At 40.5% G+C, this 16,582-nt stretch carries 14 protein-coding genes; 7 read left to right on the top strand and 7 right to left on the bottom strand.

Features of this window, described 5'->3' with window-relative positions; genetic code table 11:
- Nucleotides 1–32 precede the first annotated feature (32 nt).
- Nucleotides 33–830 carry a class III extradiol ring-cleavage dioxygenase gene (locus tag ABZP26_RS19395; RefSeq protein WP_368485720.1) on the top strand — a complete coding sequence of 266 codons (798 nt, stop codon included), beginning with the start codon at nt 33–35 and terminating at the stop codon, nt 828–830.
- Between the two features lie 75 nt (nt 831–905).
- Here ABZP26_RS19395 and ABZP26_RS19390 read toward each other — a convergent pair whose 3' ends face one another.
- The gene (locus ABZP26_RS19390; RefSeq protein ID WP_368485719.1) at nt 906–1,802 is read right to left on the bottom strand and encodes an MBL fold metallo-hydrolase; all 897 of its coding nucleotides are present in this window, start codon (nt 1,800–1,802) and stop codon (nt 906–908) included.
- A gap of 71 nt (nt 1,803–1,873) precedes the next feature.
- Between ABZP26_RS19390 and ABZP26_RS19385 the strand changes: the two genes are divergently transcribed.
- Together ABZP26_RS19385 and ABZP26_RS19380 are read left to right on the top strand one after the other, a co-directional pair.
- Complete coding sequence (locus ABZP26_RS19385; protein ID WP_368485718.1) at nt 1,874–2,761, top strand: LysR family transcriptional regulator; 888 nt, start codon at nt 1,874–1,876, stop codon at nt 2,759–2,761.
- A 134-nt stretch (nt 2,762–2,895) separates the two neighbouring features.
- A complete protein-coding gene (locus ABZP26_RS19380; protein WP_368485717.1) occupies nt 2,896–5,232 on the top strand; it encodes a S9 family peptidase in 2,337 nt (778 codons plus the stop codon).
- Between the two features lie 262 nt (nt 5,233–5,494).
- Here the strand turns inward: ABZP26_RS19380 and ABZP26_RS19375 are convergent, their stop codons facing one another.
- The gene (locus tag ABZP26_RS19375) at nt 5,495–5,806 is read right to left on the bottom strand and encodes a hypothetical protein (protein WP_008110823.1); all 312 of its coding nucleotides are present in this window, start codon (nt 5,804–5,806) and stop codon (nt 5,495–5,497) included.
- A gap of 109 nt (nt 5,807–5,915) precedes the next feature.
- Between ABZP26_RS19375 and nhaR the strand changes: the two genes are divergently transcribed.
- A complete protein-coding gene (nhaR, locus tag ABZP26_RS19370; protein WP_368485716.1) occupies nt 5,916–6,809 on the top strand; it encodes a transcriptional activator NhaR in 894 nt (297 codons plus the stop codon).
- 99 nt (nt 6,810–6,908) lie between these two features.
- On the opposite strand, the gene ABZP26_RS19365 is transcribed toward nhaR, so the two are convergent.
- Both ABZP26_RS19365 and ABZP26_RS19360 read right to left on the bottom strand, forming a co-directional pair.
- Nucleotides 6,909–8,077, bottom strand: a protein-coding gene (locus ABZP26_RS19365) for an IS3 family transposase (RefSeq protein WP_128860809.1) whose coding sequence is annotated in 2 segments (ribosomal slippage) — nt 6,909–7,807 and nt 7,807–8,077 — 1,170 coding nt in all. Because the reading frame shifts where the segments join, the coding sequence is not laid out codon by codon here.
- 157 nt (nt 8,078–8,234) lie between these two features.
- Nucleotides 8,235–9,044 (bottom strand): sulfite exporter TauE/SafE family protein, encoded by an 810-nt coding sequence (locus ABZP26_RS19360; protein ID WP_368485715.1) that lies wholly within the window; start codon nt 9,042–9,044, stop codon nt 8,235–8,237.
- A 462-nt stretch (nt 9,045–9,506) separates the two neighbouring features.
- Between ABZP26_RS19360 and ABZP26_RS19355 the strand changes: the two genes are divergently transcribed.
- Entirely contained in the window at nt 9,507–10,481 is a 975-nt protein-coding gene (locus ABZP26_RS19355) for a DUF1852 domain-containing protein (protein ID WP_058155563.1), read from the top strand.
- Between the two features lie 31 nt (nt 10,482–10,512).
- Nucleotides 10,513–11,550 carry a methionine synthase gene (locus ABZP26_RS19350; RefSeq protein ID WP_058155565.1) on the top strand — a complete coding sequence of 346 codons (1,038 nt, stop codon included), beginning with the start codon at nt 10,513–10,515 and terminating at the stop codon, nt 11,548–11,550.
- Between the two features lie 344 nt (nt 11,551–11,894).
- Here the strand turns inward: ABZP26_RS19350 and ABZP26_RS19345 are convergent, their stop codons facing one another.
- Both ABZP26_RS19345 and ABZP26_RS19340 read right to left on the bottom strand, forming a co-directional pair.
- A complete protein-coding gene (locus ABZP26_RS19345) occupies nt 11,895–12,563 on the bottom strand; it encodes a hypothetical protein (RefSeq protein ID WP_058155567.1) in 669 nt (222 codons plus the stop codon).
- A gap of 111 nt (nt 12,564–12,674) precedes the next feature.
- Complete coding sequence (locus ABZP26_RS19340; RefSeq protein ID WP_058155569.1) at nt 12,675–14,273, bottom strand: DUF4435 domain-containing protein; 1,599 nt, start codon at nt 14,271–14,273, stop codon at nt 12,675–12,677.
- 620 nt (nt 14,274–14,893) lie between these two features.
- On the opposite strand from ABZP26_RS19340, the gene ABZP26_RS19335 reads away from it, so the two are divergent.
- Nucleotides 14,894–15,574: a haloacid dehalogenase type II gene (locus tag ABZP26_RS19335; RefSeq protein ID WP_058155571.1), complete on the top strand. Its 681-nt coding sequence runs from the start codon at nt 14,894–14,896 to the stop codon at nt 15,572–15,574.
- A gap of 331 nt (nt 15,575–15,905) precedes the next feature.
- On the opposite strand, the gene ABZP26_RS19330 is transcribed toward ABZP26_RS19335, so the two are convergent.
- Nucleotides 15,906–16,355, bottom strand: coding sequence for a GyrI-like domain-containing protein (locus ABZP26_RS19330; RefSeq protein ID WP_013462788.1), 450 nt, complete (start codon nt 16,353–16,355; stop codon nt 15,906–15,908).
- Nucleotides 16,356–16,582 lie beyond the last annotated feature (227 nt).

The raw sequence follows: 16,582 nt of genomic DNA, 5'->3' as shown, positions 1-16,582 counted from the left end.
TATAATAATATCTGTCCTTTAGGATTAACCACATGCAACGCCCAACTGTTTTTTTCATTTCTCATGGTGGCGGCCCAATGCCATTACTAGGTAATGCCAACCATGCAGAAATGCGAGCCTGTTTAGAACAGGTTGCCGCTACAATCCCAAAGCCTTCTGCTATTTTAATGGTCAGCGCGCATTGGGAAGCTCAACCAATTAGTATAACGGCGCACTCTTCACCGCCGCTTATTTACGATTACTATGGTTTTCCTGAGCAGGCGTACCAATTAACTTACCCTTGTGCTGGACAGCCGCAACTTGCTAATTTAGTACAGCAAGCGCTCGCAACACATAATATTGACTCAAAACTCGATCCACAGCGTGGCTTTGATCACGGTATGTTTGTACCGTTAAAAATTATGTATCCAGAGGCCGATATTCCCTGTGTGCAAATATCCTTGCACCCAAGCCTTGATCCGCTGTTGCATGTTGAAATTGGTAAAGCGTTGCAAAGTATTGATTACGATAACTTATTAATTATAGGCTCAGGCTTTACCTTCCATAATATGCGCGCTTTTGGTGTTACTCAATCAAACGATGTTAACCAGCAAAATCAGGCATTTGAAAATTGGTTGGTAAGCACAATCGCAGATCAAACATTAACCGAGCAACAGCGTGAACAGCAATTATTAGCATGGCAGCAAGCTCCAGCTGCACGCTTTAATCACCCCAGAGAAGAGCACTTGTTACCGCTACATGTATGCTATGGCGCTGCTATGTGTGCAAGCACTGAGGTATTTGAATTAAATATTGCCAATAAGCGAGCCAGTATGTATTTGTGGCAATAATAAAAAACACGCCAGACTTTGCTAGGCGTGTTTTTTGGTTCTACTGTATTTATTACAGTGGTTAAGCGTAAGCAATTACCATTTCATTTCGCCTTTATGAACTTTAGCGCCAATGCTAAGAGCCATAGGTAATACAGCCTCTGGGTATGAGTTGGTCATTTTATCTATCAGCAGCTTACTGCTATCACTACTTTGCTTAGCGTGTGCAAAATCCTTTAAATACTGGATTGAAAAATCGATATTTGCAGCATCTAATTGAGTGCCTGCTTTCATATGCCCAGGGATCACCACGTCAGGGTTGAGTGCTTTCATTTCATTAAGTTGCTTTGCCCATGCATTTTGCTCTGCCTGAGTTTGTGCATCGGCCATCCATAAATGAACATTAGCGTATACAGCCACATTCCCTAAAATAGCTTTATTATCAGGGATCCATAAATATGGGCGATGATTATGCTCACCCTCTGTGCCACGAATTTCAATGGTATGGCCTTCTATTTTTAAGCTATTACCATTAAATACCTTAGGTACGACGGGGTTTTTTGGTGCGTTTTCACCCATTTTTGGGGTCCAGAAAGCAAGTTTACCTTTAAGCTTTGCTGCTATTTTTTGGTGCACTGCGGGCGTAGTAATAACCTCTGCCTCAGGAAAAAACTGTTGTAACACTTCAGCGCCAAAGTAGTAATCAGGATCGGCCTGGCTAATAAAAATAGTTTTTAGTTGTTTACCAGAGTCAATTACTTTGGCGGCAATGCGCAGTGCATCGGCTTTGGTAAATCCGGTATCAATTAAAATTGCATCGGTACGGCCATAAACCAGCGTGGCATTAACATGAAAGCTATTGCTGTCAGCGTTATACACATCAAGGGTTAATGGGGTTTCGTCTGCAATAGCGATATTGCTGGTTAATAGTGTGCTTAATAAAAGCGTGCGTAGGTTCATGGTATTCTCATCATTGGTTGCTAATGCGAGCATAATAAAGGTTTGATATGTTCAGAAAAACAACCAATAATTAGCATCATTGTTTCATAAATCGTGCAAATACTATGGATAAACTCACCGCAGCGCAGGTTTTTGTTGATGTTGCCTACTCAGGCAGTTTTACTGCCACTGCCGATCGGCTTGAAATGTCACGCCCTATGGTTACTCGTCATATTGAGTCGGCAGAAGCATGGCTCAATACTCGTTTGCTACACCGAACTACCCGCAAAGTTACACTTACCACCGCTGGCGAGGCCTGTTTACCCGAAATAGAGCAATGGTTAGCACAGGCTAACCGTTTAGTTGAACAAACTAAAAGCCAGCAACAGTTGTCAGGTAAAATTCGAGTAGCGACCAGTATGTCGTTAGGCTTTGCACAATTAGCCCCTATATTTACACGCTTTATGAAACGTCACCCTAACGTGCAAATAGACATAGATCTTGAAGACTCAACCACAGATCTAATAGAGCAGCGTGTTGATTTGGCAATACGTATTGCAGCCAATCCTGCTCCTTCGTTAATAGGTAAACCTATTGCCGAGTGTGAATCTATATTAGTGGCCTCAGCTGATTACCTCGCAGATTATCCGCCAATAACGACACCACAACAGTTAAGCACTCATCAATGTTTAGGCTATAAAAACTTTGACCGATATATTTGGCATTTACACAACGGGGATGAATTTCAATCGGTTGATGTTAAATGTAATTTAAGTGCAAACGAGGCCACCACATTACTTCATGCAGCCATAGCCGGTGGTGGTATTTCAGTGCAGCCTACGTATTTGGCAAATCAATATATACTGGATGGTCGCTTGCAGCGTGTATTAGCGCCATGGACATTAAACCCAATGAAAATATATGTGCTTTACCCTTCTCGTCAGCATTTATCAGCAACAGTAAGAGCACTAATCAACACGCTCAGTGAAGAATTTAAAAATCCAGCATGGTAATTAATTATAAAAGTTTGGGTTTAAACCATAGCTTTATGCGTTAAGCATGCTGATATTCTGTAGATTATTTTGTTACAGTAAATGTAATAAGCGCCTTAATCTATAAAGGTCAGCAGACCCAAGGAACAATAATAATGAATCTGATCAAAACATCGGGCTTGGCACTGGCCATTGTTGCGGGCTTAGGCTTGCAAGCATGTTCAAGTACCAGCATAACAACCAACAATAATGCAGCGATGAGTACCGTGAATAATCCATTAAGCCTAGCGCAAATTTATAAAGATAAAGAATTTAAAACCCAGCGTAGCACTTACTTTAAGTGGCTAGACGATGGCACCGGCTACACTGTGCTTGAAGAGCGCGAAAGTGAAAAAGAAAAAGCAGACGATAACAACGTCGATGATGAAAAAGAGCACGGCGTAAAAGGCAACGACATTGTATTTTACAATGCTGACGGTACAGGCCGTAAAGTACTGGTTGAGTTTGAAAAGCTGTTGCCAGAGGGCGCAGACGAGCCATTTGCAATCGAAAGCTATCAGTGGTCAAAAGACGGTAAATGGCTGATGGTATTTACCAACAGTGAGCAAGTTTGGCGCTCACGCAGCCGAGGCGACTTTTGGTTACTTAACCTTGAGACTAACCAATTACAGCAACTTGGTGGCTTGGATGTTGAGCCTACTAAGTTAATGTTTGCTAAGTTCTCGCCAGATAGCTCAAAAGTGGCTTACGTACGCGATAACAACATTTACATGCAATCGGTTGGCAGTAACGATGTAACCGCGCTTACAACCGATGGCAGCGCCACCATAGTTAACGGTAATTTTGATTGGGTATACGAAGAAGAATTCACCATTGCCGATGGTTTTCGTTGGAGCCCCGACAACAAATCAATCGCCTATTGGCAGCTTGATACCAGTGACGTTAAATTTTTCACTATGATCAACAACACCGACGAACTGTACCCTACCCTTAAAGAATTCCCGTATCCTAAAGCCGGTGAAACCAACTCTGCCGTGCGTGTTGGTGTGGTAAGCCTTAGTGATAAACAAACCCGTTGGGCTGAGCTTGAAGGCGATAACCGCGACCGTTATATTCCGCGTATTAGCTGGGCAGGCACCGGTAATGAATTAATGATTCAAGACTTAAACCGCCCACAAAGCCACAATAAGGTCTGGTTGTTTGATTGGCAAAAGCAGCAACTGACCAAGATTTTAGAAGACAAAGACGATGCGTTTATCGAATGGTTTTATAAAGCAAACTGGTCAAAAGACGGCAAGTTTTTTATTTGGCATAGCGAACGCGACGGCTGGCGTCATCTTTACCGTGTATCGCGCGATGGCAAAACTATTATCGACCTAACCCCAGGCGATTACGACATTATTGATATGCTGAGCATCAATGAAGATAAAAACGTGATGTATTTTATTGCCTCGCCAAATGATCCTGGTCAGCGTTATTTATACAGCACACCGCTTGATGGCAGCAGCAAACCGGTACGGGTAACACCTGCTGAGTTTGAGGGATCAAACAGCTACTACATGTCAAAAGATGCCTCATGGGCAATGCATACTTACTCAAAATTTGGTACGCCACCGACTAAAGAGATCATTAAAGTGGCAAATCATAGTAATGTAAAAACCTTAGTTGAAAATACAAAGCTTAAACAAAAGCTGGCTGAGCAAAGCTTACCAAAGCATGAGTTTTTCAAAGTAAACGCGCAAGATGGCACCGAGCTTGACGGCTACATTATGTTCCCAGAGAACATGGATAAAAGTAAAAAATACCCGATTGTGTTTTACGTATACGGCGAACCATGGGGCTCAACCGTTCAAGACCGCTGGGAAGGTAACAGTTACTTATATAAATCACTGCTAACGCAAAAAGGTTTTATTGTGGCATCGGTTGATAACCGTGGTACACGTGCTCCAAAAGGCCGCGATTGGCGCAAATCGATTTATAAAAAAATTGGCTCAATTACTGTGCAAGACCAAGTAGACGCCCTAGATGCCATGGCTAAACGTTGGGATGTAATAGACACCGAGCGCGTTGGCGTATGGGGACACTCAGGCGGCGGTAGTTCAACGCTTAACTTATTGTTCCGCCATGGCGATAAATTTAAAGTAGGCATTGCCTCAGCGCCGGTGCCAGACATTCGCTTGTACGACACTATCTACCAAGAGCGTTATGCAGGTAACCCAAAGACCGATCCTGAGAGTTACGACAACACCTCGCCAATTACCTTTGCCAAAAACCTAACCGGTAAGCTATTGCTTATTCATGGTACAGGGGATGATAACGTTCATTACCAAGGCTCAGAGCGTTTAATTAACGAGCTTGTTAAGTACAACAAACAGTTTGAGTTTTTCTCATATCCAAATCGCTCACATAGCTTACGAGAAGGCAAAGGCACCACCTTGCACTATCACACCATGATGGCCGATTTTTTTGAAAAAAACTTATTGAATCAATAACCAATAAGTTAGCTTAAATACTAAAAAGCCACACACTAACAAATAGTGTGTGGCTTTTTTAATCAAAACGTAACGGGGGTTTACAGCTGAGGTTAAAGGAAAAAGGTCAAAGGTTTTTAGTTATGGTGAGTTGGGTAGAGTCGAACAAAACCCAACAAGGAAATACTGCTCAATGGCAATAATTGAATCATTTATTGCTAAACATAACTTGGAATTAGAGAGGCATTAAAAAAGTAGCATCCTTGCTACTACAAGTGCGATATTAAGAGCTTGGTTGCGAAGGTTGATACTTATTAACGAGAATGTGCTGCAAACTTTTAAGTGCCCGCTTTATCGCTTGCAGCATACTTCTTCCCTTTGTATTTACATTAATACTGGGTAGCCCAGGTAAAAGAATATTAATTTTGCATTGCTGCAAAGTGCCGTGGCGCTCACTCGAAAGATCATTTATTTGAATCTCTACTTTACGAATATTTAAAGCATGTTTTGCCAATTGGCTTTTTATCAACTTCAAAAGCGACATCTTTTCACTTGCGTTAATTATCTTGTTTTTAACTGTAAGTTTTAGCTTCATGCAATTACACCTTTTAATAGTAACTATGTTGCAGGCATGACTGTAATCTACTAACTTAGTGGCAAAGGAAAAAGCTGATTATTTCTTACTTTAAAACAGGTATTTTCGAATGATTACCAACATTAACTACAATCACTTATATTATTTTTGGCAGGTAAGTAAGCACGGCAGTATTGCAGCGGCGAGTAAAATACTTAATTTAACGCCGCAAACGGTCAGCTCGCAAATTACTAACTTAGAGCAACGACTTGGAAAACCACTTTTTATTCGCCAAGGCCGAGGCCTACAGTTAACGGAATTTGGCCATGTAACCCAGCAATACACCAATGATATGTTTGCTATTGCTCACGAATGGCTAGAAACCACGCAAGGTGATACCACGCAATACTCACGAACGTTAAAGGTGGGTATTTCAGACGTGTTGCCTAAATCACTGGTGTCGAAGTGGCTAGCGCCTTTAATTAATAACGACCGTATTACCAACTTGCACTGTATTGACGGCCAACAAGATGAACTGCTTGCACAAATGGCGATTCATAAGCTCGATTTAGTGTTAGCTGATAAACCACTCGATACTACTTTGCCATTTAAGGCGTTTTGCCATGAAATAGGTAAAAGCCAAATCGCTCTTTTTGGTAACGAAACATGGCATTCGCAACTACATAAGCAGTTTCCGCAGTCTTTAAATAACAAGCCTTTAGTGCTCCCTGCAAAAGAAAGCCCCGTCGCGCGTGCTATTTATTATTGGCTGCAAGAGCAAGAGATTGAAATGACAATAGCTGGCCATGTTGACGACAGCGCATTAATGAAGTCACTCGGTGAGCAAGGGTTTGGTATATTCCCTGCGCCTATTTTGGTAAGAGCCGAAGTAGAGCGCCATTACGACGTTAATTACATTGGTACAATTGATAATGTTTATCAGCATTATTATGCCTTTACGCCCGACAGGCTCATTAAAGACAGTATTTATGACGAATTTATAAAGCATGCGCAAATGACGTAGATTTTAGTTAATCGCCTTAAGATGTGAAGGTTAAAGGTTAAAGGTTAAAGGTTAAAGGTTAAAGAGTTGATACGACCCCGATAAAGTAGACACGGGTTTTTAATTCATTAACTCGTATTGCATGGGACTCACATTTCCTAGCGTGCCATGCATTCTTACTGAGTTGTAGTAGTTTTCGATATAAAAGCGACTTTGTACTGTCATTTCACTACGACTCAGTTCATTTAAATTGTTCATCCATTCTTTTTTATACTGGGCAAAAAAGCTTTCTGAGCAGGCATTATCCCAGCAATTCCCTTTTCTCGACATGCTAATTGTTACCTGTCGGTTGTTCAACCACGATATTGTTTCTTTTGCACGATACTGGCTGCCTTGGTCTGAGTGAAATAATAAGCGACTTCCATCAGGTTTACGTGCATCCCATGTTTTTTTTAACGCTCTAATCACCAAGTCTGCGCTGTTAACTCGACTTGTTGCCCAACCAACGACTTTGCGTGAGTATAAATCTAAAATTACACATAAATACTGCCAACCCTCTCTGCAACGAACTTGCGTTATGTCTGACACCCATACCGTATTGGGTTCATCAACACTAAACTCACGACCCAATAAGTTTTCTGCAGTGATATGCCCCTGCTTTTTTCCGCTACCGGTATATCGGCGTTTACCCGCGGCTGAGCGGTAACCCATACTCTGCAGTAATCGCTGCACACGGCCTTTACTACACTCATACCCATTATCTATAGCGGCTTTCCACAACTTTCTGTAGCCCGGAATACAGTGCTCATCACTACTTACTTTTTTCAAAAACTCAAGCAATGAGTCGTTTTCTGACGCACGTTGACTTAATGATTGCTTTAGCCATTTATAATATCCAGCTTTTGATACTGACAACCATGTGCATAATTTTTTTATCGTTTTCTTAGCTGTCGCAGCTTGGTGAATATACTCAAATCTTATTCTTTTCGGCTGTCCAAGTAGGCCTTCGCCTTTTTTAACACATCGTTCTCCAACTGCGCATCTTCCAATTGCTTTTCAAGCTTACGCACTTGGCGCTCCAAATCTTTATATGACTTATCAGGGCCTTGGTTTTTAATTGGGTTAGATGTACTTTTTGACGTCATTTTTCGTCTCCATTTAGATAATAAGACAGGGTTAATGCCCAGCCGATGAGCTATTACATTAACAGTATCTGGAGAGTCTAACGATTGTTCAACTGCTTTTGTTTTAAATTCAATTGAATGACTACGCCTAGTTTTGATTTTCATAACACTTATTCCTTAAATAAGTGTCCACTTTTATAGAGTCGTATCAAGTTCGGACTCTAACGCTCAACCTCGACGCGGGGTGAACCCGCTGCTACTAGTAGCTAATACCGTAGCAGCGGCTTTATGCCGCGTGTTTTTAAGGCTCATATAAATGCTCTTATCGAGTAAACATATTAATTGCCATTATTATTAATAAGCCGGCAAATATTTTCTTTATGGTTGAAACTGGCAAATAATGGGTGGCTTTAGCACCGAGTGGCGCAGTAAACCATGAGGTGCATACAATACCCAATAAAGCGGGCAAATACACAAAACCTGCAAATCCTTGTTTTAATGTAAATAACTGGCTGCCTGAGCTGATATAACCCATTGAACCAAACAGCGCTATCACAATACCTGAGGCCGAGGCGCAGCCAATGGCTTTTTTCATATCAACAGAAAAAAACGTCAGTAACGGCACTAATACTGCCCCGCCGCCAATACCTATCATGGCAGACAAGCCACCGGTTATGGTCGTATAAACACTTAGCAGCCCTTTGCTTGGCAACGGGCGCGCTATTGCTGAATCATTCTTACCTGAAAAAATCATTTTTAGTGCAATTAGCACCACACTTACTGCAAATACCAAACGCACTACATGCTCAGGTAACAGCGCAGCCATAAAGCCACTAATAAGCGCGCCAAAGGCAACGCCTGCCATAACCCAAGGTGCAATATTCCAGGGTACATTGCCATTTTTATGATGCGCAATAGCCGACGAGGTCGAAGTAAATAAAATAGAGGCCAGCGAGGTCGCAATGGCAACTACCACTACTTGTTCAGGTGGCAAAGCATTAAAGTGCAGTAATATCATGCTGAGTATGGGCACAATTACCAGCCCGCCCCCTATTCCTAATAAGCCTGCTAAAAAACCAACACCGCTACCTAATATGGCGCAGTATATAATTAACACTATTAAATCACTCATTCCTATTGTCTCTTCTTATGTTAGGGGTTGTTATGCTCTGTGGCGGTGAGTTGCGTGTAAAAACGTTTAATAAAACATCTAATTTCACCAAGGTTTATTCGAGTATATCAACAACCGTTTATGCAAATGGCACTTTAAGTACTTATAAGTATTGAATAATACTCACGTTTTGTATGAATAAATCACAACACCCGTAAAAACATCTAGAAATCTAGACTTCTAAAGTGGTTTTTGTGAGAGGGTCATAGGTAATTAGCTGAATTTACCCATTTAACTTTGCTACAGAATGAATCTGGCTCATGTTTTACCTGAAATAATACCGTTTTTCTTCATGCTACATAGCGCGTATAAATTTATTAACTCTGCACAGCACCATTACAGCTAACCCGTTATGTCGGTTTTAACAGCGAGTAATGCGCCATCAATAAAAGCAGCAACAACTCAAATTGAAAGGATACGGCTATGAGCACTGATCTTACATTTACGATTAAAAGCACTAACTTGGATGAAAACTACCATCCATCAAATAACACACGTATTACGACCAACTTCGCTAATTTAGCAAGGGGGGAAAGTCGCCAACAAAACCTGCGTAATACCCTAAAAATGATCAACAATCGTTTTAATGCACTGGCCAGTTGGGATAACCCACAAGGGGATCGTTACGAGGTTGAGCTCAAGATCATTTCGGTTGATTTAGACATTGCAGGTAGTGGTCAGGCATTTCCGTCAATTGAGGTATTAAAAACCAATATTATTGACCACCAAACTAATGAGCGAATTGAAGGCATGGTGGGTAATAACTTTTCATCGTATGTGCGCGACTACGACTTTAGCGTGTTATTGCTTGAGCATAACAAAAGCAAACCGCAATTTAGCATTCCCGATAATTTTGGTGACTTACACGGTAAGTTGTTTAAATGCTTTGTAAACTCAGATACCTATAAACAGCATTTTAAAAAGCCGCCAGTTATTTGCTTAAGCGTGTCTGATAACAAAATCTATCAGCAAACCGAAAACTTACACCCTATCTTAGGCGTAGAGTATCAGCCTAATGAGTCGTCGTTAACAGAGCAATACTTTAAAAAAATGGGCCTACAAGTGCGCTACTTTATGCCACCAAACAGCGTTGCACCGTTAGCGTTTTACTTTTTTGGTGACCTACTTAACGACTACAGCAACCTTGAACTAATTAGCACTATTAGCACCATGGAAACGTTTCAAAAAATTTATCGTCCAGAAATTTATAACGCTAATGCCGCTGCAGGTAGTCGTTATAAACCAAATTTAAAAAATGATGATCATTCATTAACGCAAATTGTGTATGACCGCGCAGAACGAGGTCAATTAGCGGTTGAGCAAGGCAAATTTACCGAGCAGCATTTTATTAAGCCTTATCAATCAGTACTGCAGCAGTTCTCGGCGAGTATCGCCTAATCACACAACAAAATTAAAGGCAGCATTTATTATGAAAAAACTATTACCTACATCATCAGCAGGCAGCTTGCCAAAACCGTCATGGCTTGCTGAGCCCGAAACCTTATGGTCACCATGGAAATTACAAGGCAATGAGCTGGTTGATGGCAAACACGACGCCCTGCGTATTTCCCTGTACGAGCAACAAACCGCAGGCGTAGATATAGTCAGCGACGGCGAACAAACCCGTCAACACTTTGTAACCACCTTTATTGAACATTTAAATGGCGTTGATTTTGAAAACCGTCAAACAGTTAAAATTCGCGACCGTTACGACGCCAGCGTACCCACAGTGGTTGGCCCTGTGTCTCGCACTAAATCGGTATTTGTTGAAGACGCCAAGTTTTTACGCCAGCTAACCAGCCAACCAATTAAATGGGCATTACCGGGGCCCATGACCATGATCGACACCCTGTATGACGATCACTATAAAAGCCGTGAAAAACTAGCATGGGAATTTGCTAAAATACTCAACCAAGAAGCCAAAGAGTTAGAAGCCGCTGGGGTTGATATAATTCAATTTGATGAACCTGCTTTTAACGTGTTTTTTGACGAGGTAAACGACTGGGGCATAGCCTGCCTAGAGCGAGCTATAGAAGGGTTAAAATGCGAAACCGCCGTGCATATTTGTTACGGCTACGGCATTAAAGCCAACACCGATTGGAAGAAAACCCTCGGCACCGAGTGGCGACAATACGAAGAAGTATTCCCTAAGCTGCAAAAATCGAATATAGATATTATTTCGCTAGAATGCCAAAACTCACATGTACCTATAGAGCTACTCGAACTCGTACGCGGTAAAAAAATAATGGTAGGCGCAATCGATGTAGCCACCAATACTATAGAAACCCCCGAAGAGGTGGCCAAAACCCTACGCGAAGCGCTTAAATATGTAGATGCCGATAAACTCTACCCCTGCACCAACTGCGGCATGGCCCCTTTGCCCCGCGATATTGCAAACGGCAAACTTAACGCTTTAAGCAAAGGCGCAGAGCTAGTACGTAACGAGTTATTAGCAGCCAGTTATTAGCAGTGATTGTCGCTTAATTTTTAGTTATAGCTGCTACAAAAAAGCCACACTTTAACACATGTTGAGGTGTGGCTTTTTTAATCAAAATGTCATGGGGGTTTACAGCTGAAATGCAAGGTTAAAGGCAAAAGGTGAAAGGTTTTAAGTTAGTTGAATATTGGTTGGGTAGAGTGCAACAAACCTAGCAAAAGTAATTAAACCTAACCGAGCCGCTAGGTATTATTGATTGGAAAGTACCCCATTTACAGAGAACGGCAACGCCTCATTCAGAGGCAAATGATTGTTGGCTAAAATAGCGACGCAGGAGCAAAGCCAACTGTTATTTTTTCTGCTGCAATGACTTGCTATGCAACGGCTACTTCACTGCTTGAGTTAACTCGAATCTGTTCCATCATGTCCCCAAGAATATAGATAAATAGATTTGATATTACTTTTAATATTTCAACCATGTCGTCAGTTACATGTATGGTTAGATCATTCATGGAATACGAAACACCATCATCTTCTTTTAGTACAGGTGAGTATGCGTCCGCATCAGAATGAGCAATCATTTTATCTCGAACCATTTCAGCATCTTTTATTGCCTGATCAATTTCTTTATGATGCTTAAGAAGATGTTTTTTCATTATTTCGATCATTGGCTTTATTACTTTATTACCACCGCCGAAGCGAGCTACATTTCCATGCTCATCTCCACCGGAACTTTTTAGAGCTTTTACGAAATAAAGGACGCCTGAATATTTAGCGGATCGATTTAAGTGAAACAAGTGCTCTTCAAATTCTTTATACACCCCTTTCTTTTTTCTTAATATGCGATCATAGTTTTCTTCAACAAAATTAGACGCTTCGAGGTAACTATTAGCGGCTGAAAAATCAGCTAACATAATGGATATTCTGAGCATATGTGGTTTCCCTAGCTCTTGATATTGACCACCAGTTCTTACGAAATCCCTATAAAGAATAAGGGATTCATCGACTATCTTCTGTCTTAGGTTAGGTTCTTTAGCTTCCATCGCTAGCTACTACTCCTTTAAAGTTGCATAACGCTTTGCTAAGCGGAAAATAATGGTTGGCTATAATCGCGAAGCGATGGCCAACTGTTATTTTTCCGTTTGAGCAACTTGTTATATTTCTGGTACATATTTATTTAAACCGGTTAAAAGTTGCTCTCTATTTTCTGAATTTAGCATCCTAAGCACTAACTTTTCATATCCATTTTTACCTAACTCAAAAGCAGAGCAAACATTTGAAAGCAATCCTTTATTGTTAAAATACTTCAATATTTCATCTAGGTTATTACAAGTAATCAGATCGTTATATAGTGTTTGGTTTTGTGCAAATAAAGAATCTATATCAATAGTAGATATGGTGTCGCGTACAGTAGATTTTATGGCTTCCAAACCCTTGGCTTTATTATCAATTCTACTTAATTGAGTTTCGACTGAGCGACAAGTACGTAATGAGATCTGCCGTTCAAGATCTTTTGTGAGCATTGTTACAGCAATATCCCTCGCACTGTCTACTGTTTTGTCAGGATCCAGGTGTTGATTCTCTGCAACAAGCCTTAAAGTTGATTCATTTAATAATATGTTCTCAATTTCAGCCACATCTATGGTATGTATACCAAGAGCTTGTAATCCCTTTATTTCAGTATCAGTTCTATAGTCTCGGTCAATGATTCCAAACACATTAATATGATGGAAAGAAGAGTTCAATCTCATAGATTTAACAGAATCGATTACCTTTTGACATCCATTTCGAGGCACAATGTTATAGCCTCTATATATAGATTGATAAATGGAGTGATCTTTCCCGCCTTTTTCACCTTCTACAAAGACGATTGTTCTCCTATTGCCCATTAGCTCCAATAACAAGCTCTCGGGAAAATCATCAACATCAGGAACAAAGTCCCATTGCCATGCTAACTTTCCATCATATTCTTTTATCCAAATATTTGTAGAACTAACCCTAGTAGATGCAAATCCTAAGTCATGGGTTATATATAAAAAAAGACAATGTGGCTTTGCTTCTTCTAATTTATTCCAAAGCGATTGCATAATTGATGTATGAAGATGAATTTCAGGTTCATCAATAACCAATATAGCCCCTTCTGGAGCAACTAATATTTGCCCCATTAAATACAATGCAACACGCTCACCATCACTCATTTCTTTACCGTGATATTCAGTGCTATGAAGGGTATCAGTAACTGTTACTTTGCCGTCTCTTAACGATATACTTCGATGTGGAAGAATTTCATCCCACAAATTTATAAGAACTTCTATTGGGGATTCTGGAACAGGAACATAAGATTGTAATCTCATAGTTTCTTCTGTGTGATTTCTATCCCTTTCTGCTGACTTTGCAAATAACGTAGATAAAACCTTACCGTAATCATTTTGCATGAAGGTTTCAGGTCGATTTTGATATTTATGACTCATTTTATATTGCATAGAGGCATATTGAGAGTTTTCATTACCCCAAAGTAAATCGTTTAAAGACTGCTCAAGCGATTTTACTCTTGCATATTCGGGTATATCTAATGCTCTTTGTGCTGATATTCTATGAACAATGGTATTTTGTTCTGCATTCTTTTCGACCCACGCTCCTAACCTACTTTTACCTGCACCATTAGCACCTACGATTACTACAGAGCCATTATGATTAACTTCAACTTTGGCTCCATTTCCTGATTGTTCTGGTAAAAATAATTTTGGTAACACGGTAATTCCTTTTATCAAACTCTAATTGAAAAACTTAAGAGATACAACAATTTAATAGTGCGCTCATCGCGCATATTTCTGCCAATGCCACGCTCATTTGTCTAATTTATATAGTTTTAGCAAATAACCTAAGGTATTACTATCATTAAGTTTTCTAAAAATTTAAAGTAAAGTTAAATAGAACACTATGCGCTCTTTGCTCATTTTTAAAAATATGTGAGCAAAGAGCTGTTTGATGAATTGATTAGCTATTATATTTATTTAATCTCAATGTTCAGTTTTTGCTCAGATTTGACTGCTCACAAGCCTACCCCGAAAAGATAGGCTAATAAACACTACTTTTAGCTATTACGTACTTTGATTGCTGCTCAGAACTTATAAACTTAACAACTCTTCTACCCATTCTAAAACGAGGCGAGTATTTCGGGTTTGAAAGCGCTGCTGATTAATTACTTGATCAAATACCATCTTACAATGCGGTATTTTTAACCAAACCGTAACGGGGGTTTACAGCAACTGCTTAAAACGCGGGTGCTGTTACTGCACTTTATTAACTGATAAGGTAATTAATACTTAGCAATAAAATTGCGTTTTAGTAACGATTTAAACAGGAGTCATTAATGGCAACTACACTGGCGTTTGATGTATACGGTACGCTTATAAACACCCATGGCGTTGTGTCGTTACTTGAAAATATGGTTGGTGATAACGCGCACGCATTTTCGACCACTTGGCGTGAAAAACAACTCGAATATTCGTTTAGACGTGGCTTAATGCAAAACTACGTGCCGTTTTCGGTGTGTACTGAGCAGGCACTTAATTATGCGTGTTTACTGCACAAGGTAACTTTAAGCGATGAGCAAAAAGCACAGTTATTAGCACGCTATAAAACCCTACCCGCATTTGATGATGTAAAAGCAGGGCTTGAGAGCTTAAAAGCACAAAACTATCGGTTATTTGCGTTTTCTAATGGTGCGGCCAGTGCGGTAAATACCTTGCTCGAAGCCGCAGGCATAAGTGAGCTTTTTGAAGGCGTAGTGAGCGCCGATGACATTAAAACCTTTAAACCCAACCCCGGTGTTTATAGTCATTTTTTACGCGAGGCACATTCAACAGGCGCTAATACCTGGCTTATATCGAGTAACCCGTTTGATGTTATTGGGGCGTTATCGCACGGTATGCGTGCTGCGTGGATACAGCGCTCAAGTGAGGCTATTTTTGACCCCTGGGAACTTGAGCCTACAATAACGGCGTGCGATATACATGATTTAAAAACTAAGCTAGCCAGTAATAACCAATGATTTAGTGGGCAGGGGTTAAATTACACCAATGAAAGGCTAGGTTTGCGCTTACAAACCTAGCCGTTTTAGGGTCTGTTGATCTTTCAAGGTTAAATTTGCAGCAGTCTGTTTGGTATTTAGGCAAGGCTGAGCCTATGTGGTGTGGTTATTCCCCATAAATAGGCGATAACGCAGCATCAATGCCAAACAGGCGCTGCCCTTCGGGTTCTGCCTAGGGGCGATTTACTCTTTGTTGCTCGGTTTTTACTTAGCCCACTAGGTTACAAACCTCGCGCCGCGATTAAACCGCCCCTAGTTTGAACAAATTTTAATCCGCAAAGGTCAACAGACCCTAGTCTTCAATTGCAATGGCAATTTCTATCTCGTTACTGCTTTTATAGTACTCAAAGTCGCTAGTGTAGGTGCGGGCATAACGGCAATCGTCTGAGCTGAAGTATTGCCAAATTTCGCCCCATAAATCGATTACTGCATCGGGCATTTCACCTTCACCTTTAAATACCAAATAACGCCCCGCTTGGGTGGTTACTTTTTTAGCTTCAGGGAGTTTAATTGATAAATTATCGCAGCAGGCAATTACGTCAAAGTCCCCAGTGAGATCGCTTTCGTAATTAGTATACACACCATACACTTTGGTGTTTTCTGTAAGGCTGTTGGCAAACTTTTCACCAAATTTTTGCCAAAGTTCAGCTATATTTGCAGTGCCAGCATTCATTTCATTGGCGTTGCAGGTTCTTACTTTTAAGCCGATTAAGGTCTGACTTGCTAATTGTTTTACTTCCATCATGACGTCCTTTAGCGTTAATACAAACACCAACGTAACAGAAAAACCGCCAATACTTTAAATTTTGTATTAAATATTTCATAAACAGTGATTATTAACCTCAATTGCGTGTTTATTGCTCATGTTTAAATAGGTGCCAATCGCTAAACGTAGCTTTGCTACCGCTAAAATAATTGCTCAACTTCCCTCTTTTTTAACTTTATTTTTGCATGTAATGCTTGTCGTTT

Source organism: Pseudoalteromonas sp. SD03, from assembly GCF_040937955.1.
GTDB classification, from domain to species: Bacteria; Pseudomonadota; Gammaproteobacteria; order Enterobacterales; family Alteromonadaceae; genus Pseudoalteromonas; species Pseudoalteromonas tetraodonis.
This window is presented reverse-complemented; position numbering and strand designations above follow the sequence as displayed.